The 25,689-nt window shown below is 72.5% G+C and carries 24 protein-coding genes; 8 read left to right on the plus strand and 16 right to left on the minus strand.

Annotated elements, in window-relative coordinates:
• Positions 1-65: 65 nt before the first annotated feature.
• The gene (locus I003_RS0100880) at positions 66-3,521 is read right to left on the minus strand and encodes a ThuA domain-containing protein (RefSeq protein ID WP_027769742.1); all 3,456 of its coding nucleotides are present in this window, start codon (positions 3,519-3,521) and stop codon (positions 66-68) included.
• Between the two features lie 277 nt (positions 3,522-3,798).
• Here I003_RS0100880 and I003_RS0100885 point away from each other — a divergent pair, with 277 nt between their 5' ends.
• Together I003_RS0100885 and I003_RS34435 are read left to right on the plus strand one after the other, a co-directional pair.
• Complete coding sequence (locus I003_RS0100885) at positions 3,799-4,566, plus strand: class I SAM-dependent methyltransferase (protein ID WP_027769743.1); 768 nt, start codon at positions 3,799-3,801, stop codon at positions 4,564-4,566.
• Positions 4,567-4,635: 69 nt separating this feature from the next.
• Positions 4,636-4,794, plus strand: coding sequence for a hypothetical protein (locus tag I003_RS34435; protein ID WP_486584037.1), 159 nt, complete (start codon positions 4,636-4,638; stop codon positions 4,792-4,794).
• 310 nt (positions 4,795-5,104) lie between these two features.
• On the opposite strand, the gene I003_RS0100895 is transcribed toward I003_RS34435, so the two are convergent.
• From I003_RS0100895 to I003_RS0100920, 6 genes are all read right to left on the minus strand, one after another.
• The gene (locus I003_RS0100895) at positions 5,105-5,311 is read right to left on the minus strand and encodes a DUF5999 family protein (protein WP_027769744.1); all 207 of its coding nucleotides are present in this window, start codon (positions 5,309-5,311) and stop codon (positions 5,105-5,107) included.
• 287 nt (positions 5,312-5,598) lie between these two features.
• Complete coding sequence (locus I003_RS0100900; protein WP_027769745.1) at positions 5,599-7,065, minus strand: amino acid permease; 1,467 nt, start codon at positions 7,063-7,065, stop codon at positions 5,599-5,601.
• 63 nt (positions 7,066-7,128) lie between these two features.
• Positions 7,129-9,471: an alpha-L-fucosidase gene (locus I003_RS0100905; protein WP_027769746.1), complete on the minus strand. Its 2,343-nt coding sequence runs from the start codon at positions 9,469-9,471 to the stop codon at positions 7,129-7,131.
• Positions 9,472-9,718: 247 nt separating this feature from the next.
• Positions 9,719-11,962: an MMPL family transporter gene (locus tag I003_RS0100910; RefSeq protein WP_027769747.1), complete on the minus strand. Its 2,244-nt coding sequence runs from the start codon at positions 11,960-11,962 to the stop codon at positions 9,719-9,721.
• Between the two features lie 108 nt (positions 11,963-12,070).
• Positions 12,071-12,670: a TetR/AcrR family transcriptional regulator C-terminal ligand-binding domain-containing protein gene (locus tag I003_RS0100915; RefSeq protein ID WP_027769748.1), complete on the minus strand. Its 600-nt coding sequence runs from the start codon at positions 12,668-12,670 to the stop codon at positions 12,071-12,073.
• A gap of 98 nt (positions 12,671-12,768) precedes the next feature.
• Positions 12,769-13,743, minus strand: coding sequence for a DUF3048 domain-containing protein (locus tag I003_RS0100920; RefSeq protein ID WP_027769749.1), 975 nt, complete (start codon positions 13,741-13,743; stop codon positions 12,769-12,771).
• A 281-nt stretch (positions 13,744-14,024) separates the two neighbouring features.
• On the opposite strand from I003_RS0100920, the gene I003_RS0100925 reads away from it, so the two are divergent.
• Complete coding sequence (locus I003_RS0100925; RefSeq protein WP_027769750.1) at positions 14,025-14,213, plus strand: hypothetical protein; 189 nt, start codon at positions 14,025-14,027, stop codon at positions 14,211-14,213.
• A gap of 34 nt (positions 14,214-14,247) precedes the next feature.
• Here I003_RS0100925 and I003_RS0100930 read toward each other — a convergent pair whose 3' ends face one another.
• The 4 genes from I003_RS0100930 to I003_RS0100945 all read right to left on the minus strand — a co-directional run bounded on the left by I003_RS0100930 (position 14,248) and on the right by I003_RS0100945 (position 17,741).
• Positions 14,248-15,660, minus strand: coding sequence for an NAD(P)(+) transhydrogenase (Re/Si-specific) subunit beta (locus I003_RS0100930; RefSeq protein WP_027769751.1), 1,413 nt, complete (start codon positions 15,658-15,660; stop codon positions 14,248-14,250).
• Positions 15,657-15,974, minus strand: coding sequence for an NAD(P) transhydrogenase subunit alpha part 2 (locus I003_RS0100935; RefSeq protein WP_027769752.1), 318 nt, complete (start codon positions 15,972-15,974; stop codon positions 15,657-15,659). The genes I003_RS0100930 and I003_RS0100935 overlap by 4 nt, the downstream gene beginning before the upstream one ends.
• Positions 15,971-17,128 carry an NAD(P) transhydrogenase subunit alpha gene (locus tag I003_RS0100940; RefSeq protein ID WP_027769753.1) on the minus strand — a complete coding sequence of 386 codons (1,158 nt, stop codon included), beginning with the start codon at positions 17,126-17,128 and terminating at the stop codon, positions 15,971-15,973. The genes I003_RS0100935 and I003_RS0100940 overlap by 4 nt, the downstream gene beginning before the upstream one ends.
• 115 nt (positions 17,129-17,243) lie before the next feature.
• Positions 17,244-17,741 (minus strand): helix-turn-helix domain-containing protein, encoded by a 498-nt coding sequence (locus I003_RS0100945; RefSeq protein WP_486584038.1) that lies wholly within the window; start codon positions 17,739-17,741, stop codon positions 17,244-17,246.
• Between the two features lie 47 nt (positions 17,742-17,788).
• On the opposite strand from I003_RS0100945, the gene I003_RS0100950 reads away from it, so the two are divergent.
• Both I003_RS0100950 and I003_RS0100955 read left to right on the plus strand, forming a co-directional pair.
• Positions 17,789-18,760 carry an NAD(P)/FAD-dependent oxidoreductase gene (locus tag I003_RS0100950; RefSeq protein WP_027769755.1) on the plus strand — a complete coding sequence of 324 codons (972 nt, stop codon included), beginning with the start codon at positions 17,789-17,791 and terminating at the stop codon, positions 18,758-18,760.
• A gap of 55 nt (positions 18,761-18,815) precedes the next feature.
• The gene (locus tag I003_RS0100955; RefSeq protein WP_027769756.1) at positions 18,816-19,208 is read left to right on the plus strand and encodes a VOC family protein; all 393 of its coding nucleotides are present in this window, start codon (positions 18,816-18,818) and stop codon (positions 19,206-19,208) included.
• A gap of 45 nt (positions 19,209-19,253) precedes the next feature.
• On the opposite strand, the gene I003_RS0100960 is transcribed toward I003_RS0100955, so the two are convergent.
• Positions 19,254-19,934: a helix-turn-helix domain-containing protein gene (locus I003_RS0100960; RefSeq protein WP_027769757.1), complete on the minus strand. Its 681-nt coding sequence runs from the start codon at positions 19,932-19,934 to the stop codon at positions 19,254-19,256.
• A 28-nt stretch (positions 19,935-19,962) separates the two neighbouring features.
• On the opposite strand from I003_RS0100960, the gene I003_RS0100965 reads away from it, so the two are divergent.
• Positions 19,963-20,832: a DNA-formamidopyrimidine glycosylase family protein gene (locus I003_RS0100965; RefSeq protein WP_027769758.1), complete on the plus strand. Its 870-nt coding sequence runs from the start codon at positions 19,963-19,965 to the stop codon at positions 20,830-20,832.
• Between the two features lie 19 nt (positions 20,833-20,851).
• Here I003_RS0100965 and I003_RS0100970 read toward each other — a convergent pair whose 3' ends face one another.
• Together I003_RS0100970 and I003_RS0100975 are read right to left on the minus strand one after the other, a co-directional pair.
• Positions 20,852-21,073, minus strand: coding sequence for a dodecin (locus I003_RS0100970; protein ID WP_027769759.1), 222 nt, complete (start codon positions 21,071-21,073; stop codon positions 20,852-20,854).
• Positions 21,074-21,133: 60 nt separating this feature from the next.
• Complete coding sequence (locus I003_RS0100975) at positions 21,134-21,592, minus strand: universal stress protein (protein ID WP_027769760.1); 459 nt, start codon at positions 21,590-21,592, stop codon at positions 21,134-21,136.
• A 153-nt stretch (positions 21,593-21,745) separates the two neighbouring features.
• Here I003_RS0100975 and I003_RS0100980 point away from each other — a divergent pair, with 153 nt between their 5' ends.
• On the plus strand, positions 21,746-23,293 hold the full coding sequence (locus I003_RS0100980) for an MFS transporter (protein ID WP_027769761.1): 1,548 nt from the start codon (positions 21,746-21,748) through the stop codon (positions 23,291-23,293).
• Here the strand turns inward: I003_RS0100980 and I003_RS0100985 are convergent.
• Complete coding sequence (locus I003_RS0100985; protein ID WP_027769762.1) at positions 23,290-23,841, minus strand: dihydrofolate reductase family protein; 552 nt, start codon at positions 23,839-23,841, stop codon at positions 23,290-23,292. The genes I003_RS0100980 and I003_RS0100985 overlap by 4 nt on opposite strands.
• Before the next feature lie 66 nt (positions 23,842-23,907).
• Positions 23,908-24,612 carry a helix-turn-helix domain-containing protein gene (locus I003_RS0100990; RefSeq protein ID WP_027769763.1) on the minus strand — a complete coding sequence of 235 codons (705 nt, stop codon included), beginning with the start codon at positions 24,610-24,612 and terminating at the stop codon, positions 23,908-23,910.
• Between the two features lie 193 nt (positions 24,613-24,805).
• Between I003_RS0100990 and I003_RS0100995 the strand changes: the two genes are divergently transcribed.
• Entirely contained in the window at positions 24,806-25,576 is a 771-nt protein-coding gene (locus I003_RS0100995; RefSeq protein ID WP_027769764.1) for a hypothetical protein, read from the plus strand.
• Positions 25,577-25,689: the final 113 nt, after the last annotated feature.

Raw genomic sequence — 25,689 nt, forward strand, 5'->3', positions numbered from 1 at the left:
TGCGAACGGCGGCCGGACCGGGGCATCCCCGTCCGGCCGCCGCCGCGCGGTGCGTCAGTGCCCGGTCACTCCACCGTCACCTGCACCTCACCGGTCGTCAGATCCCCGGTGTCGTCCGTGACGGTCAGATGGGCGGTGTACGTCCCCTTCCTGGTGTACGTGTGCGTCGCCGTCGCCTCACCGTCGGCCGTCGCGTTGTCGCCGAAGGCCCAGTGGTACGACTCGGCCGTACGCCCCTCCGGCAGCGTCACCGCACCGTCGAAGGAGAACTCGGCCGGCGCCGTCCCGCTCTCCGGCGAGGCCGTCACCGTCACCTTCGCCGCCGACTCCTTCTCCGCGCCCCGGCCGTTGAAGTGCAGCCAGTCCAGCGCCACCAGGTCGGGGCTCGTCGGCGTCCACTCCGGGTTGGTGAAGACCACGTAGACCTTCTCCACCCCGCCCGGGTCGGCCAGCGGCACCGTGGGCGAGATCACGTTGGCGAAATCGCCCGTGTTCGGGATCGTCGCCTTGCCCAGCAGCTCGCCGTCAGGCGCGTTCGCGCGGAACTCGACGTCGCCGCCGAGCCCGCCGGAGGAGGCGCCGACCGTCACCGAGTCGATCCCGCTCGGGGTCCCCGGATCCAGCACGATCCAGTCGCCGTGCTCGATCTCGCCGAGCCGCTTGCCCCCGGAGGAGTCCTCCCGGGACAGCGTCTCCACGCCGCCGTTCTCCCCGCCGGTGCCGTTGAAGTGCTCGGCCTCGCGGAACTTCTGGCGCAGGCTCAGCGAGTCGGAGCCGACCAGGCTCGGCACGCCGTCGGCGCCCTGGTCCTCGTACTGCGCGCTGATGCCGTAGTAGAGGTTCTGGCCGGGACCGTGGCTGTCGCCCGGGTCGGTCTTGAACTCGCCCTCGCAGCCGGTCAGGTTGTCCAGCGGGTGCAGGTGGTCGTCGTGCCCGAGCTGCGTCTGCACCACGACGCGCGAGCAGTCGATCTCGCCGTCCTCCGCGTCGGTGACCTCCACCTTGTACGGAACCGTGTCACCGAAGTCGAACGCGGTGCCGTTGGCCGGCGTCGTGACCTTCACCTCCGGCCGGGTGTTGCCGACGGTCACCTCGTGCACCGCCATCGCCGTGCGCTCCGGCGGGCCCTCCACCGTCAGCCGGGCGTTGAACCGGCCCTCCTCGGTGTAGGTGTGCGTCGGATGGGGGTCGGTGGAGTCGGTCGTGCCGTCGCCGTCGAAGTCCCAGGCGTAGGTGATCGGGTCGTCGCCCGGCGAGTGCGAGCCCTCCGAGGAGAACTCCACGGTCAGCGGCGCGGGGCCGGAGTCCGCCGACGCCGTCAGCTTGGCCACCGGAGGCCGGCCCTCGGCGACGTAGTCGATGCGGTAGATGCCCGCGTTCTCGTTGCTGCCGCCGCGGCCGGTGCCGCTGCCCTCGCCGAAGTCGATGACGTACAGCGACCCGTCCGGGCCGAAGTGCGCGTCGAAGGGCTGGACCCAGTCCATGTCGGCGAAGATCCCGTTGATCGAGTGCAGGTCGCCCTTCTTGGCGGGCGCGAACCTCGGGTCCTCGAACCGCTGGTCCTTCTCCTGGAAGGAGAAGGTCTTGAACCACCTGCGGGTCAGCTCGTAGTTGATCCACTTCCCCTCGAAGTACTCGGGGAACTTGTACGGGCTGTCGTTCTTCGGGTCGTAGTCGTAGACCGGGCCGCTCATCGGGCCGCCGCCGCCGGTGCCCAGCTCGGGGAACTCCTCGGAGGCCGAGTAGGCGTACCAGACCGTGGCGGGCTGCGCGGGCGGCAGTTCGGTCTTGCCGGTGTTGTTCGGCGAGTCGTTCACGGGCGCGGAGCAGTCGAACTTCTCTCCCGCCTCGCCGGTGGCGAAGTCGAAGTCGTTGAACGGCGTGTTGTTTCCGATGCAGTACGGCCAGCCCTGGTTGCCCGCCTTCGTGATCCGGTTGTACTCCACCGTCCCCTCGGGACCGCGGTTCGGATCGGCGCCGCGCGCGTCGGGTCCGTAGTCCGCGACCAGCAGGGCGCCGGAGAGCGGGTCGGTGGTGATGCGGAACGGGTTGCGGAAGCCCATCGCGTAGATCTCGGGACGGGTCTTCGCCTCACCCGGCTTGAAGAGGTTGCCCTTCGGGACGGTGTAGCCGCCGCCGTTGGTGGGCTTCACGCGGAGCACCTTGCCGCGCAGGTCGTTGGTGTTGCCCGCGGTGCCCTGGGCGTCCCAGGCGCGCCGGCCCTCCCGCTCGTCGATCGGCGTGAATCCGCTGGACTCGAACGGGTCGGTGTTGTCGCCCGTGGCGACGTACAGGTTGCCCTTGGCGTCGAAGGTGATCGAGCCCGCCATGTGCACGTTGGCCCGGCCCTCACCGCGCCAGGTGGGGATCGTCAGCAGCACCTTCTGTGAGTCCGGGTCGGCGGTGTCCCCCTCCATGGTGAAGCGGGACAGGTTGATGTGGTTCTCCTCCTTGTCGGAGTGCAGGAGGTAGACCCAGTTGTTCTTCGCGAAGCCCGGATCGAGGGCGAGTCCGAGGAGACCGTCCGACTGACTGGTCATCTCGGGGGTGTAGTCGAAGTCCAGGGCGGTGGTGACGTTGAGCGTCTCCTGGTCGACGACCTTCAGCTCACCCGTGCGCTGGGCGTAGAACACCCGCCGGTCGGGGGCGACGGCCAGCTCGAACGGGTCGGCCAGGTCGTCGGAGACCAGCGCGGTGCGCTGGAAGTTCCCGGTCTGGGTGGCCGAGCAGTCGCCGGGCGCGTCACCGGCGGCCCAGCGGATGCCGCCGAGCAGGTGCTGGAGGAACAGCGGCTCGTCGAAGGACGAGGCGTCGTGGCCGCCGGCGGTGAACCACGACCGGCCGCCGTCGTACTTCTGGCACCACGAGAACGGGTGGTCGACGCCCTCGTCCAGGCCGGTGATGCCGTCGCGCACCTTGATCTGCGCGAGGGTGTGCACCTTGCCGGTGGGATTGGCGCGCCAGTTGTACCACTCCTCGTGGCGCTCCCAGAGCTGCGGCAGGCCCTTGGTGGAGGGATGGGCGTTGTCCAGCACCTTGATCCGGCCGGTCTGCGGCACGGGGTGCTGGTCGAAGATCGCTCCGACCAGGCCCTCGTACCAGTCCCAGTCGCGCTCGCTGGCGGAGGCGGCGTGCAGGCCGAGCCAGCCCCCGCCGGCCTGAATGTACGACTGCAGCGCGGCCCGCTGGTCCGCGTCGAGCAGATCGCCGCTCTCCGGCGTGGAGTTGGTGTTGTTGAAGAGGACCGCCTCGTAGTTCGCGAGGTTCTCCTCGGTGAATGCGGCGGCGTCGTCGGTCGCGTCGACCTCGAACCCGTGCTCCTCGCCGAGCTTCTCGACGGCCTCGACGCCCGCCGGGATGGAGTCGTGGTAGAAGTTCGTCACCTTGGAGAAGACCAGGACCCGGAAGCCGGCTTCCTCGTCATGCGGGGCGGCCGTCGCCGAGGCCGTGCCCAGGAGCAGCGCCAGCAGCGCGGCCAGGACGGCGACGGGTGACAGGGGTGGTCTGGCTAGGCGTCTCATAGTGCTCCCAGTCGTGCCGGAACGCGGGCGCGTCGGAGGACGGGCCCGCTTCGTTGAGGCGTAGAAAGCGCTTGCTGACGGTGCCCTGACAAAGTAAGCCCTTACCCACAGGTGGTCAACGGTCGTGCGCGCACCGGCATCCGCCGGCTTCGGGGCGTACGGGGACGGGGGGACCGGCGCGGGGTGGCGCGCCGGCCGCCCCCTCCGCGGCCGGCACGCCACCCCGCCCCCCGCGTCACCGCGCGTTCAAGATCTTGTCGCCGGGTATCCTCACAGCATGGGCGACGACCTGAGCGCGGCGGCGGCCAAGGGCTGGGCGGTGCGCTGGGAACTGCAACGGGAGCAGCGCGAGACCGGCCGCGAAGAGCGGTTCACCGTCGTCGGCGACCTTGTGGAGCTGGTCACCGACGGCCACGACCGCCCCGCCGTCCTCGACCTCGGCTGCGGCACGGGCTCGCTGGCCGCCCGGCTCAAGCGCCGGATGCCCGCGCTCGACGTCGTCGCCGTCGACGCGGACCCCGTGCTCCTCGGCCTCGGACGGCGGATGCACGGCACGCAGATCCGCTTCGTCGACACCGTGATCGGCGGCATCCGCTGGCAGGACGACCTCGATCTCGACCGCCCCCTGGACGCCGCGGTGTCGGCGACCATGCTGCACCGCCTGCCCGAGCGCCTGCTGCTGGAGGTCTACGGCCGGCTGCACACCCTGCTCCGCCCCGGCGGGCTGCTGGTCAACGCCGACCGGCTGCCCCCGGAGGACGCGGCGGTCGCGGAGCTGGCCGGCGAGGTCGGCCGCCGGCTGGCCGAGCGGCACCGGATGCCGGGCGGCGAGGACTGGTCGTCGTGGTGGGACGCCGCGGCCGAGGCGCCGGAGCTGGCCCGGCTCTTCGCCGAGCGGCGCCGCCGCGGTCCCGCCCCCGGCGGGGAGAACGGGCTGAGCCTGGCGCGCCACGTGGACCTGCTGGAGAAGGCGGGCTTCGGGGCGGTCGGCACGGTGTGGCAGAGCGGCGACAGGTGCGTGCTGGTGGCGGTCCGCGGCGAGTAGTACCTGATACCGCGGCTACGGCCGGCCGGGGCTTGGTTGGAGAAATAGGCCGTCCCGGCGGCGGTGCCGGTGTTCGGCGTCGACACCACCGGCTACGGCAAGGCGTCGATCGACACCGCCCGGCCCGGGCGGTACGAGATCGGGGGCTTCTCCGACGCGCTGTTCCGCATGGTCGGTCTCCTCAGCCGGGACCGCGCCACCGGCTGGCCCTGGGAGAACCGGCCGTAGTCCGTGCGGCCCTTCGCTGCCTTCGGGCGGCGGAGGGCCGCTCGGGCAAGGGGGCGTACGCGGCACGGGCGTCAGCCGGCGGCACCCGGTGCGTGTTCCGCGGCCCACCGGCGGAGGCGCGGTGGCAGCCAAGCACGACCGGCCGCTCAAGTGCCCCCCCGCAAGCGGTCAACCGCACACGGCGCGCGACTGGCGCCAGATGGCCGCGGCTTCGGCGGCACCGGTCATCGAGGCCCCGGGGTGCGGAGGGCGGACGGTGTCTCTGATCAGCGCACCGCGGTCGGTCCTGGCACCGGGCAGGACAGCAGGCTCAGGCCGCGGTGGCGAGCTGTCCGGGGCGTACCGCGCGTCGGGGCGCGACCACGGCGCCGGTCGGCAGCAGTTCACCGGTGTCGTCGAAGACGATCGTGCCGTTGCACAGCAGGCTCCAGCCCTGCTCGGGGTGGAAGGCCACGGTCTGCGCGGCGTCGCGGTCAGGGCGGTCGGCGGCGGGGCACTCGGGCCGGTGGGAGCACATCGGACACCTCTTGGTCGGGAGGCGGCGGCCCTGCCGGGCCGCCGGTGGCGGTGTGGAGCCGTCTGGAGGGTGAGACCCGGCGGGCGCCGGGAACTCATCGCCCATCCTCAGGAAAGCACCGCCGGGTTGAGTCCCGGTCCGTGCGCGGTCACAGTCGCGTCTCAGCGTCTCAGCGTCTCAGCGCCTCCGGCCGCACGCCGCCCCGTACCGGCCCGCCGTCCGCGGCCGGTACGGGGCGTGCCCGTGCGTCGGGCCGGCGTCAGCCGCGCGGCGGACGCCGGCCCGTGTCAGCCGCGCCGCTCGTCGTGCTTGTCCAGGTCGGGATTGCCGGTGACCGCCCGTTCCGCGCGGGCCAGCTCGCTGCGGCGGTAGGAGTACGTGAAGTACACGACCATCCCGATGGCGAACCACACGCCGAACCGCACCCAGGTCTCCCACGCCAGGAACGTCACCAGCCAGATGGAGAAGCCCACCCCCACCAGCGGCACGATCGGCATCCCCGGGCAGCGGAACGTCCGCGGCAGGTCCGGCTGCCGGTAGCGCAGGACGATCACCGCGACGCAGACGACCACGAACGCCAGCAGGATGCCGATGTTGGTCAGCTCCGCGGCCTCACCGATCTGCAGGAAGCCCGCGATCAGCGCCGAGCCGGCGCCCACGATCCACGTCACCCGTGTCGGCACGTGCCGCGTCCGGTGGGTCTTGGCGAACCACTTCGGCAGCAGCCCGTCGCGGCTCATCGAGAACCAGACGCGGGTGACGCCCAGCATGAAGGTGAACATCACCGTCAGGATGCCGATGATCGCACCCACCGCGATCAGGTTCGCCAGCCAGCCCAGGCCGACCGACTCGAACGCCGTGGAGAAGCCGCTCTCCGCGTCGATGCCCTTGTAGTTCTGCATCCCCGTCAGCACCAGGGTCGCGGCCACGTACAGCAGCATCGAGATCGCCAGCGAGTAGAGGATCGCCTTCGGCATGTGCCGCTGCGACTCCTTCGACTCCTCGGCCGCCGTCGACATCGCGTCGTAGCCGAAGACCGCGAAGAACACGGTTGCCGCGCCGGTGAACGCGCCGCCGACGCCGTAGGGGAAGAAGGGGTTGTAGTTGGCGGTGTCGATGTGGAAGACGCCGACCAGGATGACGACGAGCACCACCGCGACCTTCAGCACCACCACGACGGTTTCGAAGCGCGCCGCGTTCTTGATCCCGAGAGTCAGCAGATACGCCACCAGCAGGCACAGCACGACCGCGAACAGGTCGACCCGGTGCCCCTCGCCGGTGCCGGGGGCGCCGAGCATCCACGCGGGCAGGTCGGCGCCCAAGTTCTCCATCAGGAAGGAGAAGTAGCCGGAGATGCCGATGGCCACCACCGCGACGATCGCGGTGTACTCCAGCAGCAGATCCCAGCCGATGAACCACCCGGCGAGTTCGCCGAGGACCGCGTAGCCGTACGTGTAGGCCGAGCCGGCCTTGGGGATCAGGCCGGCGAACTCGGCGTACGACAGGGCCGCCGCCGCGCTCGCCACCCCCGCGATGAGGAAGGAGACGAGCACGGCGGGGCCCGCCGTGCCGTTGGCGACCGCGCCGGCCAGCGCGAAGATGCCCGCGCCGATGATGCCGCCGACGCCGATCGCCGTGAGCTGCCACAACCCGAGGACCCGGGTGAGCTGTTCGCCGCTGTCACCTTCGGCGGCCTCGATCTGCTCGATGGGCTTGCGGCGCAGTACGCCGTCGGTGCTCCAGAGCCCTGCCATGGTGCGTCCTCTCCGTCGAGGGCGTTCGGTGACAAGGGAGCACGATGACGCATGTGGCGCCTTTCAGGAAGAGCGCCGGGTTTCCGCCTTGAAGACCCAGGCGTGCCGGCCGGCCCTGCGGGCCGCCGCGGGCACCTCGATGACCAGCGCGCCCTTCTCGGTGCGCCAGTTCAGCGGACGTCCGCCGTAGCCGAGCATCGTGATCCTGTCGCCGGATCTGACGGGCACCGGTGCCTCGACGACCAGCCGGGAGGAGGGTGCGGCGAGCGAGTGGATGTAGAAGGCGTCGCGGGTCATGGTGAACCGCAGGTCCTCGCCGAGCTGCGCCATGCGCGACCAGTAGGTGGTGCCGTAGATCGCCTCGCCGTTGACCCGCAGCCACTCGCCGGTCTCGCGCAGCCGCCGCTCCATGATCTCGGGGATGGTGCCGTCGGCCCGCGGGCCGATGTCGAGGAGGAAGTTGCCGTTCTTGCTGACGATGTCGACGAGGCTGTGCACGACCTCCTCGGTCGTCATGTAGGCGTCGTCGGGGGTCTCGGCGTTGTAGCCGTAGGACCGCGGGTCGAGACCGCGGCTGGCCTCCCACTTGGCGACGACGGTGTTCTCGTACACCTCGTATTCGGGCGTGGTGAAGTCGTGCGGGCCGATGCCGGAGCGGTTGTTGACCGTCACCTCGATGGGGCGCGGCCGGTTCTTGGCGTGGTTGAAGAACTCGGCGAGCACCCGGTGGCTGTCGTTGTCGCCGCCGATGTCGCACCACATGATCTCGGTGTCGTAGTCGTGGATCAGCTCCAGCATCTGCCGCGCCTGGTAGTCGCGGACGTAGTCCTGGCCCGCGGTGTAGCCGGTGTACGGCACGGGCTCCAGCGTGTACGGGTTGCGCGGGGCGTGGCCGTACCACGGGTTGTCCGGGTTGAACCACTCCGGCATCGAGAAGTACAGCCCGCAGTGCAGGTCCGGGGTGTACCTGCGGGACGCGTCGAACAGCTCCCGGATCAGGTCGCGGCGGGGGCCCATCGCGACCGAGTTGCGGGTGGAGAGCTTGGTGTCCCACAGCGCGAAGCCCTCGTGGTGCTTGGAGGTGAGCACGTGGTACTGCGCGCCCGCGTCCCGGAACAGCTCGACCCAGGAGCGCGGGTCGAAGCGCTCGGCACGGAACATCGGGATGAAGTCGTCGTACGCGAAGTCCTCCCCGTACACCTCCCGGTGGTGCGCGTGCGTCGGGTTGTCCGGGTCGTTCATCTGCTGCCAGTACCACTCCGCGTACTGCTTGCCGACCGGCGCCCAGGCGGGCACGGAGTACACGCCCCAGTGGATGAAGACGCCGAACTTGGCGTCGTTGTACCAGTACGGCGCCTGGTGGCTGCTGAGCGAGGCGTCGGTCGGCTCGAAGTCGGGCACCCCGAGGGTCAGCGGCCGGGTGACCTCGGCGGCGGTGCCGCCCCGGCCGGTGGCAACGACGCGGCCGTCCTCCACGGTGCCCGGCGCCACGCCCGCGCGGTTGCGGATCCCGACCGTGACACGCGCCTGCTCGCCGGGGCCGAGGCGGGGCACGGAGACGGGTGCGACGGTGCGGGCGCCCTCGGTGTCGACGGTGACCGACAGGCCGTCGCGGGCACCGATCCACACGGCGCCGGCGTTGATCAGCGTGGCCTCGACGGACTGCGCGCCGGAGCGTTCCAGCGAGGTGGTGGTCGAGCGGACGTTGCGCAGCGCGACGGCGCGCCCCTCGGCCACCGGCTGCAGGGAGAGCGCGAAGACGTGCAGGGCGGCCTTGTCCGGCTCGGCCGGGTTGATGGTCGGCAGGGTGAGCGCGACCGCCTCGCGCACCGGGTCGAGGCCGAGTTCGACGACGGCGATGGACACCTGGTGCGGGTCCTTGGCCCCGTCGGGTCCGTAGCGGTACGGGGCGGTGAGCGAGCCGCCGCCGGAGTACCAGTCGGGGGCGGACAGGCCGGCGGTCGCGGTGCTGCCGTCCGCGTAGTGCACGGTGGCCGCGCCGGAGGCGGTGCCGTACGAGGAGGACGCGAGGAACAGCACGCTCAGGTAGTGGCCCGGGGGCAGTTCGACGCGCTGCCCCATGGCGACGATGTTGTTGGCGGCTCCCGCGTCCGCGCCGGGGAAGTCGAACGGGAAGCCGTCGACCTCGATCGGCCCCGCGGGCAGCTCCTCGCCGGGGTAGGTGTAGCCGCTGCCGTCGAAGTCGCCGCCGCGCGCGTCGGCGGTGTCGACGCCGTCGTTGTCGAAGAGGCCGGTCAGCGCCACCGGTACGGGATCCGGGACCCGGCCCCAGTCGTCGGCCGCCGCGGTCTCGTCCGCTCCCGCGGCCGGGCCCGGAGGTGCGGCGGCGGTGGGCGTGATGCCCAGCGTGGAGCCCGCCGCGGCTCCGGCGCCGATCGCCAGCACGTGCCGTCGTGCAAACCCGTTCATCCCCATCTCCCTCAAGGACCTTGATCCATCCGATGTCTATGGGAGTTCAGCCAGAATCAAGCGCTTGCTGGGGGAGGAACGTAGAGATTCATCGGATGAACGTCAAGACGCGGCGCACCGGACGGCACGCGAGTCACGCGCCGGGGCCCGGTGGCGCGAACGCCACCGGGCCCCGGTCGGATCGTTGGTGCGCCCCCCGGTGCCCGGCACCGGGGGACGTCCCTCAGCGCACGCCGGTGGGCTGAGGCTCCCGCTCCTCGCCGGCGGTCGGCGGCGGCACGGGGGCCGCGGCGAGCTGCCGGTGCAGCTTCTCGCCCTCCACGTCGACGTTCGGCAGGATCCTGTCCAGCCACGTGGGCAGCCACCAGGCCGACTTGCCGATCAGGGCCAGCACCGCCGGGACGATGGTCATCCGGACCAGGAAGGCGTCGAAGAGGACCGCCACCGCCAGGCCGAAGCCCATCATCTTCACCATGTCGTCGCCCGCGCCGATGAAGCCGGCGAAGACGCTGATCATGATGATCGCGGCGGCGGTGACCACCCGGGCGCCGTACCGGAAGCCGGTGACGACCGCGTCGCCGGCCGACTCTCCGTGGACGTACGCCTCGCGCATCCGGCTGACGAGGAAGACCTCGTAGTCCATCGCCAGGCCGAAGACCACGCCGATCAGGAAGATCGGCATCATCGACATGATCGGGCCGGTCTCCTCGATCCCGAAGACCCCGGACAGCCAGCCCCACTGGAACACCGCGACGACGGCGCCGAGCGCGGCCAGCACGGAGAACAGGAAGCCGAGCGCGGCCTTCAGCGGCACCAGGACGGAGCGGAACACCAGCATCAGCAGGACGAACGCCAGGCCGACGACCAGTGCCAGGTACGGCACCAGCGCGTCGTCGAGCACCTTCGAGAAGTCGATGTTCACCGCGGTGCTGCCCGTGAGGTACAGCTCCGCGCCGGTCTCGTCCTGAAGGCCCGAGGACAGGTCGCGGATCTCGCGGACCACCTTCTCGGTGTCGGTGTCGCTCGGCCCGGTGGACGGGGTGACCATGACGGTCGCGGTGTCCCCGGCCTCGTTGAACCCCGCGGGGGTGACGGAGACGACGCCGTCCACGTCGGAGATCCGCGCGACGACCTCGTCGGCCGCCTGCTGCGGGTTCTCCGCCCCGGTGGCGTCGATGACACCGGTGACCGGGCCGTTGAAGCCCGGCCCGAACGCCTCGGACAAGATGTCGTACGCCTTGCGCTGCGTGGTGTCCGTCGGGCTGCTGCCCTCGTCGGGCAGGCCCAGCTCCATGCTCGCCACCGGTGCGGCCAGCGCGCCGAGCCCGATGATGGCGGCGCCCAGCACCAGGACCGGGCGCTTGAGCACCTGACGGGACCAGCGGGTGCCCATGTTCGGCCTGGCGTCGTGGTCGGACGCCTTCGGGGCGCCGGTCTCCGGGTTGGCCTTGCGCACCTTGCGGCCGTAGATCCGCTTGCCCACGATGCCGAGCGCGGCCGGGACCAGCGTGAGCGCGATGAGGACCGCGAGCGCGACCGTGCCGGCCGCGGCCAGACCCATCTTCGTCAGGATCGGGATGTTGACGACCGCGAGGCCCGCCAGCGCGATGATCACGGTGAGGCCGGCGAAGACGACCGCGGAGCCGGCCGTGCCCACGGCGCGGCCCGCCGCCTCCTCGCGGGAGTGGCCCTCCGTCAGCTCCGCCCGGTAACGGGAGGCGATGAACAGGGCGTAGTCGATGCCCACCGCCAGGCCGATCATCATCGCCAGCGTGGAGGTGGTGGCGGACAGGTCGAGCACGTTCGCCAGCGCCGTGATCATCGAGATGCCGATGCCGACGCCGATGAGGGCCGTGATGATCGGCAGCCCCGCCGCGACCAGCGAGCCGAAGGTGACCACGAGCACGACCAGCGCGATGCCCACACCGATGATCTCGCCGTTGCCCATGTCCGGCTCGACCATCAGGGCGTCGCCGCCGGCCTGGATGTTCAGGCCGTCCTCGCGCTCCTTGTCCACCACGTCGTTGATGGCGTCGCGGGTCGAGTCCTCGATCTCCATCGGCGTGACCTTGTAGTCGACGACCGCGTAGGCCGTGGAGCCGTCCTCGCTGACGCCCGCGTTGTCCGCGAACGGGTCGCTGACCTGCTCCACCTGGTTGCCGGCGATGCCGTCGAGCACGCCGTCGACAGCCTCGCGGTGGTCGGTGGCCGTGATCTTCTGGCCGTCGGGTGCCTCGAAGACGATGCGGGCCGTCGCACCGTCGGCGGACTGGCCCGGGAAGCGCTCCTCAAGAAGGTCGAACGCCTGCTGTGCCTCGGTGCCGGGCAGCGCGAAGTCGTCCTCGGGCGCGGTGCCGGCGGACGATGCGCCGAACCCGGCGAGGCCGAAGAGCAGCAGCCATATCAGCGCCGTGATGCGGCGTCGCCGGAAGGCTAGTCTTCCGAGTTTGTACAGAAAGGTGGCCACGAGCAGGTCTCTCCTGATCTCGACGGTGGGTTGTGTTGTACCAGCCCGACGACGAGAGCGGCGTGCGCCAGGTGGAGCCGTATGCGGTTGTGGTGGTGAACGAACGGGTCAGTTCACGTGCAGGGCGGGGAGAATCACTGCGTCGATGTAGCGGACAAGGTATTCGCTGGTGACCGGTGCGTTGTCGATGAGGGGCCGGGCCAGCACGGCGCCCAGCATCATGTGCGGGACGAACTCCGCGGCGGGGATACCCGCGGTCAGCTCGCCCCGCTCGACAGCGCGGTCGACCAGCTCGTGGAAGGCGGCCAGCTCCGGTTCGACCATGAGTTGCCACATGGCCTGCTGCAGTTCCTCGTTGGACTGCTGGGCGAAGGCGACCGCGCGCAGGAGGGCCGTGTCCTTCTCGGCGCTTTCGCACACGTCTTCGGCGAACTGCACGAGATCTCCGCGCAGCGTGCCGGTGTCGATCCCGGCCGGCCTCACCGGCTTGCTGTGCCTGAGTGCCGTGGCGACCAAGTGCGGCTTGGAGTGCCACTGGCGGTAGAGGGTGGCCTTACTCGACCGGGTACGAGCCGCGACCGCGTCCATGGTGAGGGCCTCGTAACCGACTTCGCGCAGATGGTCGAGCACGGCCTCGAACAGCTCGTGCTCGCGCTCGGCGCTCAGCCGGCTGCGGCGCCCGGTGGTACTGGTGTCCTGTACGACCATCGGGCCCCCCTCCCGGTAGCGGAACGAAACGGTTTCGTACCCCAAAAAATAGTAGCCGCGCCTGGAATGCGTTCGCGCCAATCAGAATGTGCTTTGCGTCACTCCGTGAGGACGACCCAGACCGGGCCGCGCGCGAAGCGCAGCCGCTTGCCGTCCGGATCGGTGAACTCCGTGCCGTCACCGGCCGATTCGCGCTCCCACCTCGCCGGATACGATCTGCCGTCGCGCAGCACCTCCGCCTTCCCCTCGCCGACGGTCTCGGTGAGGGGGGAGCCGTTGGCCGAGCCCTCCCCGGCCCGGGAGCCGCGGATCCGCAGGTGCTGGACGACGACGGTGGCCGTTGACAGCCGCCCGCCCGCCGCGGAGACGGCCGGGTCGCCGTCGAACGAGACCAGGAAGCGTTCGGCGTCCGCGTCCCAGGTGAAGCCGAAGCTCGCCGCCGGGTAGCGCACGGTCCGTTCGGCGGTGGGCCTGCCGCCCTCCGGCGCGGCGCCGAAGCGGAAGCCGATGTCGTCCGCCCGGCTTGCGCCGGGCGCCGCGGCCAGCGCCTTCCCCGGTCGCACGAAGAGGTTGTGCGGCATGGGCCGCGCGGGGTCGCGGAGGTAGGCGTCGCCCGCCTCGGCCGGCGGCACGGGGAACAGGGGTGCCTCGTCGATGAGCGGGAGCAGTCCGGACCGCGCTCCGGAGAAGGCGAGCGCCGGCCTGCCGAACTGCTCCAGCAGGTCGAGGTCGGATTCGCGGGCGCTGCGCACCGGGCCGACGCGCTCCGGCCGGTGCGAGGCGTACACCGCCAGCAGCCGGCTGAGCCCCGCTTCCACCCGTTCGACGTAGACGATGTCCGCGCGCTCCAGACCCGCCTGCGGACGTGCGGGCGCGGCGTTGTCGATCTTCACGCCCAGTACCGGCCCGTCGCGTCCTTCCAGTCCGGTGAACGGCGAGCCGTCCTCCACCCCTTCTCCAGGTTTCTCCCGCTTCTGCTCGCCGTTCGCGGTGCATCCGCCCGTGAGCAGCAGCGACAGCAGCAGCAGGACCGCGGGCGTACGCGGGAGGCGGGTCAAGCGGGTGGCGCCCATGGCATCTCTCCCGGGCGAAATGAACGCTATATCTTTCTATGTCATGATTCTAGAAGCGATCCGCCCGGCCGGATAACGCCGGGCGCCCCCGGCGTGGAATCGTTACTCTGAGAAAACGGACAACCCCGCCGGAGGGGAAGGGCCGACACCCTCGGACCGTCCGCGAGTCCAGCCGGCGCCACCGCGTCCGAACTGCCCACCCGAACAGCCCGGGGTATCCGCCGCCGACACCCGCCGCCCAGGCAGGGCTGATCAGTTCATATGACCCGGAGGAGAGCACCGTGACCGCCGAAGCCGCACCGGAACAGGACGCACAGCCAGCCCCGCGGCCGCACCCGCGCCCGGGAGCGGCCGCTGAGTCCCTGAGCAGCCTGGAGGTGTGGGCGCGCTCGGCGCCCATCCGGCTCGCCGGGTACGACGACGACCCGGCCGACACCACCGAGCTGCACATCCTGCGCGGCATCGACTGATCCGGCCGGGCCCCGCGCCCGCCCTTCCGGGCCGCTAGCCGACGAACGTGCGGACCGCGGTCTTCAGATCGGCCAGCCCCTTCTTGGCGTCGGTGAAGAACATCCCGGTGTTCTCCGCCGTGTACAGCTCGTTGTCGATGCCCGCATAGCCGTGGCCCATCGACCGCTTGATCACCACCACGTTCCTGGCCCGGTCCACGTCCAGGATCGGCATGCCCGAGATCGCGTTCCCCGGCCGCCGCGCGGCCGGGTTGGTGACGTCGTTGGCGCCGATCACCAGCGCCACGTCCGCCTGCGGGAACTCGGGGTTCGCCTCCTCCATCTCCTTGAGCTGCGGATACGGCACGTTGGCCTCCGCCAGCAGCACGTTCATGTGTCCCGGCATCCGTCCCGCCACCGGGTGGATCGCGTACGTGACCTCCACGCCCTGCTCCTGGAGCAGGTCCGCCAGGTCGCCCAGCTCGTGCTGCGCCTGCGCGGCCGCCAGCCCGTACCCCGGCACGATGACGACCTTGCCGGCGTACGCGAGCTGGATCGCCACGTCGTCGACCGAGACCGGGCGCACCTGGACGTCTCCGTCCGCGCCCGCTGCCGCCGCGTCCTCACCGGTACCGAAGCCGCCGACGACAATGGCCGGAATCGAGCGGTTCATGGCGTCTGCCATCAGCTTGGTGAGAATCGTGCCGGAAGCGCCGACGAGCGCGCCGGCGATGATCAGCGCGGGCTCGTTCAGCACGAAGCCGGCCATGCCGACCGCCGTGCCGGTGAAGGCGTTGAGCAGCGAGATGACCACGGGCATGTCCGCGCCGCCGATCGGCAGCACCATCGTGACACCGAAGACCAGCCCCGTCAGGGTGAGCACCGTCAGTGCCGCGACGCTGCCCGGGTCCACCACCAGCCACACACCCGAGCCGGCGAAGACCAGGGCGAGCGCGGCGTTCAGCATCCGGGTGCCCGGCAGGACGATCGGCTTCCCCGGGATCAGGCCCTGCAGCTTCCCCGCGGCGACCAGCGAGCCGGAGAAGGTGATGGCGCCGATGAGGATGTCGATGCCGCCCGGCACGGTGGTGCGCGCGCCGAGATCCCCGGGGTGCGCGTGCTGGAGCAGCTCGACGATGGCCAGCAGCGCGGCGGCGCCGCCGCCGACCGCGTTGAACAGACTCACCAACTGCGGCATCGCCGTCATCTCGACGGTACGGGCCAGGTACAGCCCGGCGCCGGAGCCGATGACGGTCGCGGAGAGCAGCACCAGCCAGCCGGTCGTGGTGATGGCGCCGCGCTCCGCCAGCAGCACCGCGGTCGCGGCGATCGCCACGGCCATGGCGCCGGCCGAGAGGGTGTTGCCGCGGCGGGCGGTGGCGGGCGAGTTCATCAGCCGCAGACCCAGGACGAAGCACGCGGCGGCGGCCAGCAGGACGTACCGTACGGCGGTCTCCACATCGCTCATTCCGCCGCACCTCCCCGGGTACCGCCGGGCGTCGGCCGGGCGCGGAACATGTGCAGCATCCGGTCCGTGACGACGTACCCGCCGACGACGTTCATCGCGCCGAAAGCGACGGCCACGAACGCCAGCGCGTACTCCAGCGGCTCGTCGGCGAGGGACGTCACCAGCATCGCGCCGATCAGCACGATCCCGTGGATGGAGTTGGCACCCGACATCAGCGGCGTGTGCAGCGTCGCGGGCACCTTGCTGATCACTTCGAAGCCGACCAGCACGCTGAGCACGAAGATCGTGACGGCGGTGAGCAGATCGAGGTTCACCGGTTCCCTCCGTTCTGCGGGGCGACCGCGGCGCTGACGACCTCGCCGCCGTGCGCGACGACCACGCCTGCCTGGATGTCGTCGTCGAGATCGATGCGCACCGACCCGTCGGGCGCCAGGTGCGCCAGCAGGGCGCTGATATTGCGGGCGTACGCGGTGGAGGCGGCCGTCGCCATCACCGACGGCAGGTTTCCGGCGCCGATCAGCGTGACGCCCCCGGCGAGCACCTCCGTCTTGTCCGGTTCGGACAGCTCCACGTTGCCGCCGAGTTCGCTGGCGGCCATGTCCACCACCACCGAGCCGGGGCGCATCCGCTCCAGCGCGGCGGCCGTGACCATCAGCGGCGGCCTGCGGCCCGGCACCCGGGCGGTGGTGATCACCACGTCGAAGCGGGGGACCGCCGCCTCCAGCGCGGCGAGCTGCGCGCGCTGCTCCTCCTCGGTGAGCACGCGCGCGTAGCCGCCCTCGCCCGCCGCCGGGGCCACCCCCTCCAGCTCCAGGAACTTCGCGCCCAGCGACTCGATCTCGCCCTGCGCCGCGGGCCGTACGTCGAACGCGGTGACGACCGCGCCGAGCCGGCGCGCGGTGGCGATGGCCTGCAGTCCGGCGACGCCCGCGCCGAGCACGAGAACGGCGGCGGGCTTCGAGGTGCCCGCCGCCGTCGTGAGCATCGGAAAGTACCGGTCGTAGTTGTCGGCGGCGAGCAGCACCGCCTTGTACCCCGCGACGTTGGCCTGGGAGGTCAGCGCGTCCATCGTCTGGGCCCGGCTGAGCGTACGGGGCAGCAGGTCGAGGCTGACGACGGTCACCCCCCTGGCGGCCAGCTCGCGGATGTCGGGGGCCTGGCGGAGCGGGTCGAGCATGCCGATGAGCGTCTGGCCGGCGCGCAGGGCGGCGGCGGTCTCGCGGTCGGGCGGTGCGACGCAGAGCACGACGTCGGCGCGGCGGATCAGCTCGTCCACGCCGACGACCTCGGCCTCGGCGGCCGTGTAGTCGGCGTCGGTGAACCAGGCGCTTGCGCCCGCGCCGGTCTCGACGAGAACGTCGACACCCGACCGGCGCACACGGGTGACGACTTCGGGGGTGAGGGCGACGCGGCGCTCGTCGGGCGCGCGCTCCCTCAGGACCCCCGCGGTGACGGCTTGGGCTCCCATGCTTCTCGCTCCCTCTTGGGCGGATTGCGGGCGACCTCAGGGTGCTGCCCGTGGTCCGTGGCGGGGACACCCCGGGCGCTGAGCGGTGCGGTGCGGCGGTGCGGGGACTGGCACGCTATCGGACAACGGTCCCGTGCGGAGTGCTCCGGACGTGCGGGGAAAGCGGTCCCGGCCCGGCGGACGGGCCGTTTCCGACGGGGAGGTGGGTCAGGTCCTCACCGTCCGCGAGCCGGCGCACCAGGGTCTGGAAGTTCGGGCAGCGGGTGAAGTCGTGCGCCTCGCACTCCAGCGCGTGGTCGATCATCGCCGCCGACCGCTCGATCTCGCGCATCCGCTCGTGCAGCTCCGCCCGGTGCCGCTCCAGCAGCGTGTGCCGGTCGCCGGGGCCCTGCGCGGCGAACAGCTCGCGCAGTTGCTCCAGGCTGAGCCCGCCGCGCTTGCCACCGATGATCATGGCGACCCGGGAGACGTGGTCGGAGGTGTAGCGGCGGCGGCCGTTCACCCGCTCGGCGGGCGTGAGCAGGCCCCTCGCCTCCCAGTGCCGCAGCACGTGGGTGGCGAGCCCGAAGCGCCCGGCCAGCTCGCCGATGGTCATGGACTCGCTTGACTTCATGTTGACATTAACTTGCAGAGTGGGCGCGGAGTCAAGGGAGGACACCCATGTACGACGCGATCATCGTCGGTGGCGGGCCCGCCGGGCTGGCCGCCGGCCTCACCCTGGGCCGCTCGCGGCGCCGCACCCTCGTGCTCGACGCCGGCGAGGGCCGCAACGCCCCCGCCGCCGCCGTGCACAACTTCCTCACCCGGGACGGCACCCCGCCCGCCGAAGTGCGCCGCGTCGCCCGCGCCCAGCTCGAGGCGTACCCCGAAGTGGAGGTGCGGCAGGCCGCCGTGGCCGACGTGCTGCGCACGGCCGACGGAGCGTACCGCCTGGTGCAGGCCGGCGGCGGGGGGGCCGACGGGCGCCGGCTGCTGCTGGCCACCGGGGTCGTCGACGAACTGCCCGACGTCCCCGGACTCGCCCCGCTGTGGGGCAGGTCGGTGCTGCACTGTCCGTACTGCCACGGCTTCGAGGTCTCCGGCCGCCGCGTCGCCGTCCTCGGCGCCGGACCCGGTCACGTGCGCCTCGCCCTGCACCTGCTGCGGATCACGACCGACGTGGTCCTGGTCACCGGCGCCGCGCCGCTGCCCGACGAACAGCGTGACCTGCTCGGCACCCACGGGGTCGCGGTGCGCCGCGAGCCCGTCGTCCGGCTGGAGGGGTCCGGGGCGAAGCTGGAGCGGATCTGCTTCGAGGGCGGCGAGCCGCTGGAGCGCGACGCGGTGTTCGCCGGCGGCGCGCTGCGCGAGCGCTCCGGCCTGCCGGAGAAGCTGGGCTGCGCGCTGCTGCCCGGAGGCTCCGGGGGCGGGCTCGTGGAGATCGACGAGTTCGGGCGGACCAGCGTGACCGGCGTGTACGCGGCCGGGGACATGGCGCACCGCGCGACCCTCCCGATGCCGCTGGCGGCGGTCGTCACGGCGGCGGCGGCGGGCACGGTCGCCGGCGCCGCGCTCGACCAGGACCTGCTGAGCGAGGACTGCGGGCTGCCGGGCCCGTTCCCGGCGGCCGCCGCGGCTGCGCCGGCCGGGTGAGGGGCGTCCGATTCGTTCAAGACGCGCCGGCGCGCCGGTTCCTAGGGTCGGGGACATGACCGCACGATTCGACGCCATCGGAATGGTGACCGCCGACATGGCCGCCACCCTCGCCTTCTACCGCCTGCTCGGCCTGGACATCCCCGCCGACGCCGACGGGCAGCCGCACGTCGAGGCGTCGCTGCCCGGCGGGCTGCGGCTGATGTGGGACGCGGAAGAGGCCGTCAGGTCCTTCGCGCCCGACGTCCAGCCGCCCGCCGGGGAGGGCCGCATCGGCCTCGCCTTCCGCTGCGAGGGACCGGCCGACGTGGACGCGACGTACGCGATGCTCACCGAGGCGGGGTACAAGGGCGCCATGGCGCCCTGGGACGCCGAGTGGGGCCAGCGCTACGCGCAGGTGCACGACCCCGACGGCAACGGCGTGGACCTCTTCGCGCCGCTCGGCTGAGGGCATGGCCCGGGGACGCGCGGGGCGCCGCGCGCGGGGTGCCGCTCACAGCAGCGCGGTCAGCGGCACCCCGGCCAGCGCCCGCATCTCGCGCGCCAGGTGCGCCTGGTCCGCGTACCCCGCCAGCGCCGCCGCGCCGGCCGGCGGGGTGCCCGCCCGGGCCAGCTCCAGCGCCCGGTTCATCCGCAGCACGCGGGCCAGCGTCTTCGGCCCGTACCCGAACACCGCCAGGCTGCGCCGGTGCAACCGCCGCTCGCCGAGCCCCACCGCCTCCGCGACCTCGGCGACCGGCCGGCCCGCGGCCAGTGCCGCCACGACCGCCGGCACGTACGGCTCCGGCGGCTCCGCGTCCGCCAGGCGCGCCCGCACCAGCGCCTCCAGCGCCGCCCCCGGGTCCCCCGCCGCCGTCACCTGCTCCGCCGCCGCCCGGGCCCGCCGCTCACCCCACAGGTCCGCCAGCGGCACCCGGAGATTGCGCAGCTCGTGCGCGGGCGCCCCCAGCACCGCCGGGCCCTGCCCGGGGGCGAAGCGCAGCCCGGTGTAGGTCTCGCCCCCGGCGCCGGTGCCGACGTGCGCGCGGGTGTCGGGTCCCGCCACCAGCAGCCCGCCGGGCGTGAGGATCAGGTCGGTGCCGCCGTCCGGCAGCACCCGGTACGGGCCGGGGCGGACGTCCCGGCGGCGCCACACGACGGCGCCCGGCAGCAGCGCGGGCCTCTCCTCGTACATCGCTCCAGGATGCCGCAGACTGGAGGACATGCCCGAGCTTCCCGAAGTCGAAGCGCTCAGCGGATTCCTGGGCGAGCACCTGGTGGGGCGGCACATCGCCCGGGTGCAGCCGGTCGCGATCAGCGTGCTCAAGACGTACGACCCGCCGCTCACCGCGGTGGAGGGCGCCGAGGTCACCGCCGTCGGGCGGCACGGCAAGTTCCTGGACCTCACGGTCGCCGACGAGCTGCACGTGGTGATCCATCTGGCGCGGGCCGGCTGGCTGCAGTGGAAGGACAAGCTGCCGGCCGCGCCGCCGCGGCCGGGCAGGGGGCCGCTGGCGCTGCGGGTGCGGCTGGCCGACCCGGAGGGCACGGGGTTCGACCTCACCGAGGCGGGCACGCAGAAGCGCCTCGCGGTGTACTGCGTACGGGATCCCCGGGACGTACCCGGCGTCGCCCGGCTGGGCCCGGATCCGCTGGACGCGGCGTTCACGGCGGAGGCGTTCGGCGCGCTGCTGGCGAAGGAGCGGCGGCAGATCAAGGGCGTGCTGCGCGACCAGTCGACGATCGCCGGCATCGGCAACGCGTACTCGGACGAGATCCTGCACGTCGCGAAGCTCTCCCCGTACAAGCTCGCCGCGAACCTCACCGAGGAGGAGACCGCCGTGCTCCACACGGCGATCGGCGACACCCTGCGCGGGGCCGTCGAGCGCTCCCGCGGGGTGGCCGCGGGGCGGCTGAAGGCGGAGAAGAAGAGCGGGCTGCGGGTGCACGGCCGGGCAGGGGAGAAGTGCCCGGTCTGCGGCGACACCATCCGCGAGGTCTCGTTCGCCGACTCGGCGCTGCAGTACTGCCCCACCTGCCAGACCGGCGGCAAGCCGCTGGCCGACCGGAGAATGTCCCGGCTGCTGAAGTGACCGCGGCTGCGCGGGGCTGTCAGGAGCCGTCGGCGTCCTCCAGCCGGAAGCCCAGCTTCAGCCCCACCTGCCAGTGCGCGACGACGCCGTTCTCCAGTTGCCCGCGCACCTGGGTGACCTCGAACCAGTCGAGGTTGCGCAGCGTCTGCGCGGCGCGGGCGACGCCGTTGCGGACGGCGTCGTCGACGCCGTGCGGGGAGGAGCCGACGATCTCGGTGACGCGGTACGTGTGATCGCTCATGGACCCACCGTGCCGCAGACCCGCGGGCGGCGCGACACGAGCGGCGGGTGTCCGCGGCCGCTACGGCACCACCGTCACCGGCCAGCGGCCCGCCTTGACCAGCCGTACCGCGACCGAGCCGACGAACCGGTGCCCCGCCTGCTCCGACGCCCCGACGATCACCGCGTCCGCCTGCAGCTCCTGCGCCGCCTGCACCAGCCCTCCGTAGGCGTCGCCGTGCAGGGTGTGGAACTCCCAGCGCACGTCGAACATCCCGCGCAACTGCTCCACCGTCCGCCGGATCTCCGCGACCAGTTCCTCCGCCACGTCCGCGGTGGCGTCCGCCACCGGTGCGCCGAGCGCCGCGGCGGCGGCCAGCGTCGGCTGTACGTACACCACCGCGAGCAGCGAGCCCTGCCGCCGGGCCAGGCCGGCGGCGTAGGCGGCGGCGCGCCAGGAGGTCTCGGAGCCGTCGACGCCCGCGAGGATCACCTTCGGGCCGTCCGTGCCGCGCTCGAAGCCGGACGTGCTCCCGGGCAGGTCCGCCGGGCTGTCCCCGGCGGTCCCGTCCGGCCCGTCTTCGAGGCCGTCCCCGGCGCTGGCTTCGCTCACAACCCGGACGCTACCCGACGCGCCGCACGGCGGGCACGCCCGTACGCTGCGCGTGGCCGGGCGGTGCGGTTGACTGCGGTCATGACGGATACCCACCCGCCCGCCGGCGCGCCCGCGGGCCTGCGGCTCGCCGAGTCAGCGGGGCGCTGGCTGCTGACCGCGGTGGTGATCGGCTCCGGCATCACCTTCCTCGACGCCACCGTCGTCAACGTCGCGCTGCCCACCATCGGCGACGATCTCGGCACCTCCCTCGGCGGGCTGCAGTGGACGGTCAACGGCTACACCCTCACCCTCGCCGCGCTCATCCTCCTCGGCGGCGCCCTCGGCGACCGCTACGGCCGCCGCCGGGTGTTCGTCTTCGGCACCGTGTGGTTCGCGGTCGCGTCGCTGCTGTGCGCGCTGGCACCGAACGTCGGCATCCTCGTCACCGCCCGCACCCTCCAGGGCATCGGCGGCGCGCTGCTGACCCCCGGCTCGCTCGCCCTCATCCAGGCATCCTTCGCCCCCGAGGACCGGGCCCGCGCGATCGGCGTCTGGTCGGGCCTCGCCGGTATCGCCGGCGCCCTCGGCCCGCTGCTCGGCGGCTGGCTGGTGGAGGTGGCGAGCTGGCGGTGGGTGTTCGCCATCAACGTGCCGCTGGCCGTCGTCGTCGTGGCCGTCGCCGCCCGGCACGTCCCCGAGAGCCGCGACGAGACGGCCACCGGACGCTTCGACTGGACCGGCGCCGCGCTCGGCGCGCTGGGCCTTGCGGGAGTGACGTACGCCCTGATCGCCGCGCCCGAGAAGGGCGTCTCCGCGGTGGTGCTGGCCGCGAGCAGCGCCGCGGGGGTGGCGGCGCTGGCGGCGTTCGTCCTCGTCCAGCGGCGCAGCAGCCACCCGATGCTGCCCACGGGGATCTTCGGCTCACGCCAGTTCACCGCGGCGAACCTGGTGACGTTCGTCGTCTACGCGGCCCTGGGCGGGGTGACCTTCTTCCTCGTGCTGGACCTGCAGATCTCCGCCGGCTACTCGCCGGTCACCGCGGGCTCCGCCCTGCTGCCGGTCACGCTCATCATGCTGGCGCTCTCCGAGCGGTCGGGGAAACTGTCGGAGCGCATCGGGCCGCGCATCCCGATGACGGTCGGCCCGGCGATCTGCGCCGCCGGGCTGCTGCTGATGCTGCGCATCGGCGGCTCCGGCGACGACGTGTCGTACGTGGGCGACGTGCTGCCCGGCGTCGTGGTCTTCGGCCTCGGCCTGGCGACGACGGTCGCCCCGCTCACCGCCACCGTCCTCGGCGCGGTGGCGGACCGGCACTCCGGCGTCGCCTCCGGCGTCAACAACGCGGTGGCCCGCGCCGCGAGCCTGCTCGCCGTCGCCGCGCTGCCGCTGGCCGCGGGGCTCTCCGGCGACGACTTCCGCAATCCCGGGGCGTTCGGCGACGGCTTCCGCGTCGCCCTGCTCATCTGCGCCGGGCTCCTCGCCGGCGGAGCGGTGCTGTCCTGGGCGACGATCCGCTCCGCCGTGAAGCCCGCGGCGGCGCCGCCGGAGCCGCCGTGCCACGTGTACTGCGCGGTGACGGGCCCGCCGCTGCAGTCGCTGGTCGGGGAACCGGCCGCCGACGCACCCGAGGAGCCCGGACGTTCCTAGTCCGCGGGTCCGTAGACCAGGTGCAGCACGCCGGAGCCGAACGCCTTCGAGGTGAGCAGCTTCAGCGGGATCGTGGAGTCGCCCTCGTCGAAGAGCCGCTCGCCCCTGCGCACCGCGATCGGGTGGACCAGCAGGTGCAGTTCGTCCAGCAGTCCGTGCCGGAGAAGCTGGCGGATCACGGAGATCGAGCCGCCGATGGAGACGTCGCCACCGGACTCCTTCTTGAGCGCGGTCACGCCGGTGACCAGGTCGCCCCCGAGCTTCTCGGAGTTGCGCCAGGACAGATCGACCTCGCCGTGGCTGACGACGATCTTGCGGGCGTCGCCGAGGATCTTCGCGAACTCGGCGTCCTCGTCGTCGGTCCCCTCCCGCTGCGGCCACGCCTCCGCGAAGCCCTCGTAGGTCGTGCGGCCGTAGAGCATGGTGTCGGACATCAGGGCGCCGACCGCTTCGCCCATCTCGTCGTCGAAGTAGGGCAGGTGCCACTGGTCCGGCGCGTCCACGACGCCGTCGAGGGAGATGAACAGGCTGGCAACGATCTTTCTCACGGTGTGCTCCAGTAGCGAATGGCCGGCGGGCGTGCAGTCCGTCGGGACGCTAGCGGCTGGCGCTCGTCAGGTCTTGTACAGAAGCGACAGGGGCTGCGCGGGGGACGGGTCGTCCCGCAACTGCCCGGCGGTCCGGCCGATGTAGCGGGCGAGGGCGCGGGCCAGATGCGGCTCGTCGTAGTAACCGAGGCGGTGCACGACGTCGCCGGCCGCCGTGCCCCCGCGGAGCAGAACCGCGGCGTGCCGCGCCCGTTCGATCTGCCGGGCGGCGCCGTGCGTGAACCCCGTCGCGGCCCGGAAGCGCCGCTGCGCGGTGCGCGCGGACACGTCCGGTGCGCCGCCGCGCATCACCCCGGCGACGAGCGGATCGCGGGCGAGCACGCCGGCGCGCACCAGCCGGTCCGCGAACGCCTCGGCGTCGTCGGGTCCCGGCACGGGCCAGTGGGCGCCCTTCAGCCAGAACGACCTGCGCGTCGCGTCGGGTATCTCCACCCCACCGTCGACCAGGCGGTGCGCCGGGAGGTGCGTCAAAGTGGTGCCCAGCGCGAAGGTGATGCCGAAGAACGCGGCCTCCTCGGGCACCGGCGCCGTGCCCGCCCGCGACTCGGGGCCCGCCACCGCGGCCTGGAAACCGGCACGCGACTCCCAGAACACCAGGTCCCAGCGGGTCGACGCGACCGCCGTCATCCGGTCGACGCCCTCGCTGCGGCTTTGCCAGACGTACGACACGTACGGCGAGTCCGACGGCCGCCCCTCGATCTCCAGACCCATCGCGCCCCCTCGCGACGACGGGCGCCCCGCGCGGGCGCCGCTTTCGGTGGGCAGTCTGCCACGGACCACGGACAACGGGCGGACCGTCCCCGCGCCACCGCCGACCGCCCCGCCGGGGCGGGGCGTTTATGCGCGTTTTCGGGGCCCGGTGATTCGATGCAGGCCGCGCGACCGAACTCACCGAGGGGGATTCTTGAGACGTCTCACCACGGCACTCGCCGCCGTCCTCGCCGGCGCGGCCCTACTGACCCTGCCGGCCCAGGCCGCCGGGTCCGCGGCCCCGCCCGACCCCGCGCCCGGCGGGCCGCAGCGCCCGTACGAACCGGATGTGGAGGGCACCGACAACGTCGACAGCCTCGACGTCACCGCGACCCGCGGTCCCGGGCAGAGCGTGACCGTCGCCTTCGACCGGCGCAGCCGCGCCGCCGAGGGGACGACGCCCGCCGCCGCCCGCCGCTTCGTGTTCCTCTTCGACCGCTCCCTCAGCTTCCGTCCCGAGTCCTTCCCGACCTGCGCCCGCGCCGTGGTCGAGGCGGACGGCCCGGCGGCCTGCCCGTCCGGCTCGCTGGTCGGCGAGGGCCTGGGCACCTGGCCGGACGGCTCGGAACACGACGTCACCGTGGTCAACACGCGCGTCGACGGCACGCCCGGGGTGCTGGTGGTCATCCCCGGCGTCGACACGATCCTGGAGCAGACCTTCGAGCGGGTACGGGACCCGTACTACGGCGACTACCGGTGGGCGGCCGACGAGATCCTGCCGCCCAGCCCGGTCCCGCCGCAGGAGCGGGTGGGCACCACGCGCTTCCAGTTGTCGTTCGGCGCGACCCGCGAACACCGCGGCAGCACCGTCGGTTTCGTCGAGACCACGGCGCGGCCCGGCGACAAGCTGCGGTTCGGGCTGTGGAGCGAGTTCGTCACCGGACAGGTCGTGCTGCCCACCGCGACCGCGCCCCTGCGGCCCTGACGGCGCGCCGTTCGCACCACGGTGTCCCCGCCGGGAGTTCCCCGGCGGGGACACCCCTCGTTGACGCAAGAAGTCGGCTGAGCATGTGAGTTGCTTGCGTTCGCCGTGGCCGG

This window comes from Streptomyces sp. CNQ329 (genome assembly GCF_000482585.1).

Bases quoted from the DNA above. Each gene is read 5' to 3' on its own strand.
- I003_RS0100950 (WP_027769755.1), top strand. From the start codon at position 17,789: ATGTACGACGCGATCATCGTCGGTGGCGGGCCCGCCGGGCTGGCCGCC.
- I003_RS0100980 (WP_027769761.1), top strand. From the start codon at position 21,746: ATGACGGATACCCACCCGCCCGCCGGCGCGCCCGCGGGCCTGCGGCTC.
- I003_RS0100880 (WP_027769742.1), bottom strand. From the start codon at position 3,521: ATGAGACGCCTAGCCAGACCACCCCTGTCACCCGTCGCCGTCCTGGCC.
- I003_RS0100920 (WP_027769749.1), bottom strand. From the start codon at position 13,743: ATGGGCGCCACCCGCTTGACCCGCCTCCCGCGTACGCCCGCGGTCCTG.
- I003_RS0100930 (WP_027769751.1), bottom strand. From the start codon at position 15,660: ATGAGCGATGTGGAGACCGCCGTACGGTACGTCCTGCTGGCCGCCGCC.
- I003_RS0100965 (WP_027769758.1), top strand. From the start codon at position 19,963: ATGCCCGAGCTTCCCGAAGTCGAAGCGCTCAGCGGATTCCTGGGCGAG.
- I003_RS0100970 (WP_027769759.1), bottom strand. From the start codon at position 21,073: ATGAGCGATCACACGTACCGCGTCACCGAGATCGTCGGCTCCTCCCCG.
- I003_RS0100940 (WP_027769753.1), bottom strand. From the start codon at position 17,128: ATGGGAGCCCAAGCCGTCACCGCGGGGGTCCTGAGGGAGCGCGCGCCC.
- I003_RS0100945 (WP_486584038.1), bottom strand. From the start codon at position 17,741: ATGAAGTCAAGCGAGTCCATGACCATCGGCGAGCTGGCCGGGCGCTTC.
- I003_RS0100990 (WP_027769763.1), bottom strand. From the start codon at position 24,612: ATGGGTCTGGAGATCGAGGGGCGGCCGTCGGACTCGCCGTACGTGTCG.
- I003_RS0100960 (WP_027769757.1), bottom strand. From the start codon at position 19,934: ATGTACGAGGAGAGGCCCGCGCTGCTGCCGGGCGCCGTCGTGTGGCGC.
- I003_RS0100900 (WP_027769745.1), bottom strand. From the start codon at position 7,065: ATGGCAGGGCTCTGGAGCACCGACGGCGTACTGCGCCGCAAGCCCATC.
- I003_RS0100885 (WP_027769743.1), top strand. From the start codon at position 3,799: ATGGGCGACGACCTGAGCGCGGCGGCGGCCAAGGGCTGGGCGGTGCGC.
- I003_RS0100895 (WP_027769744.1), bottom strand. From the start codon at position 5,311: ATGTGCTCCCACCGGCCCGAGTGCCCCGCCGCCGACCGCCCTGACCGC.
- I003_RS0100955 (WP_027769756.1), top strand. From the start codon at position 18,816: ATGACCGCACGATTCGACGCCATCGGAATGGTGACCGCCGACATGGCC.
- I003_RS0100915 (WP_027769748.1), bottom strand. From the start codon at position 12,670: ATGGTCGTACAGGACACCAGTACCACCGGGCGCCGCAGCCGGCTGAGC.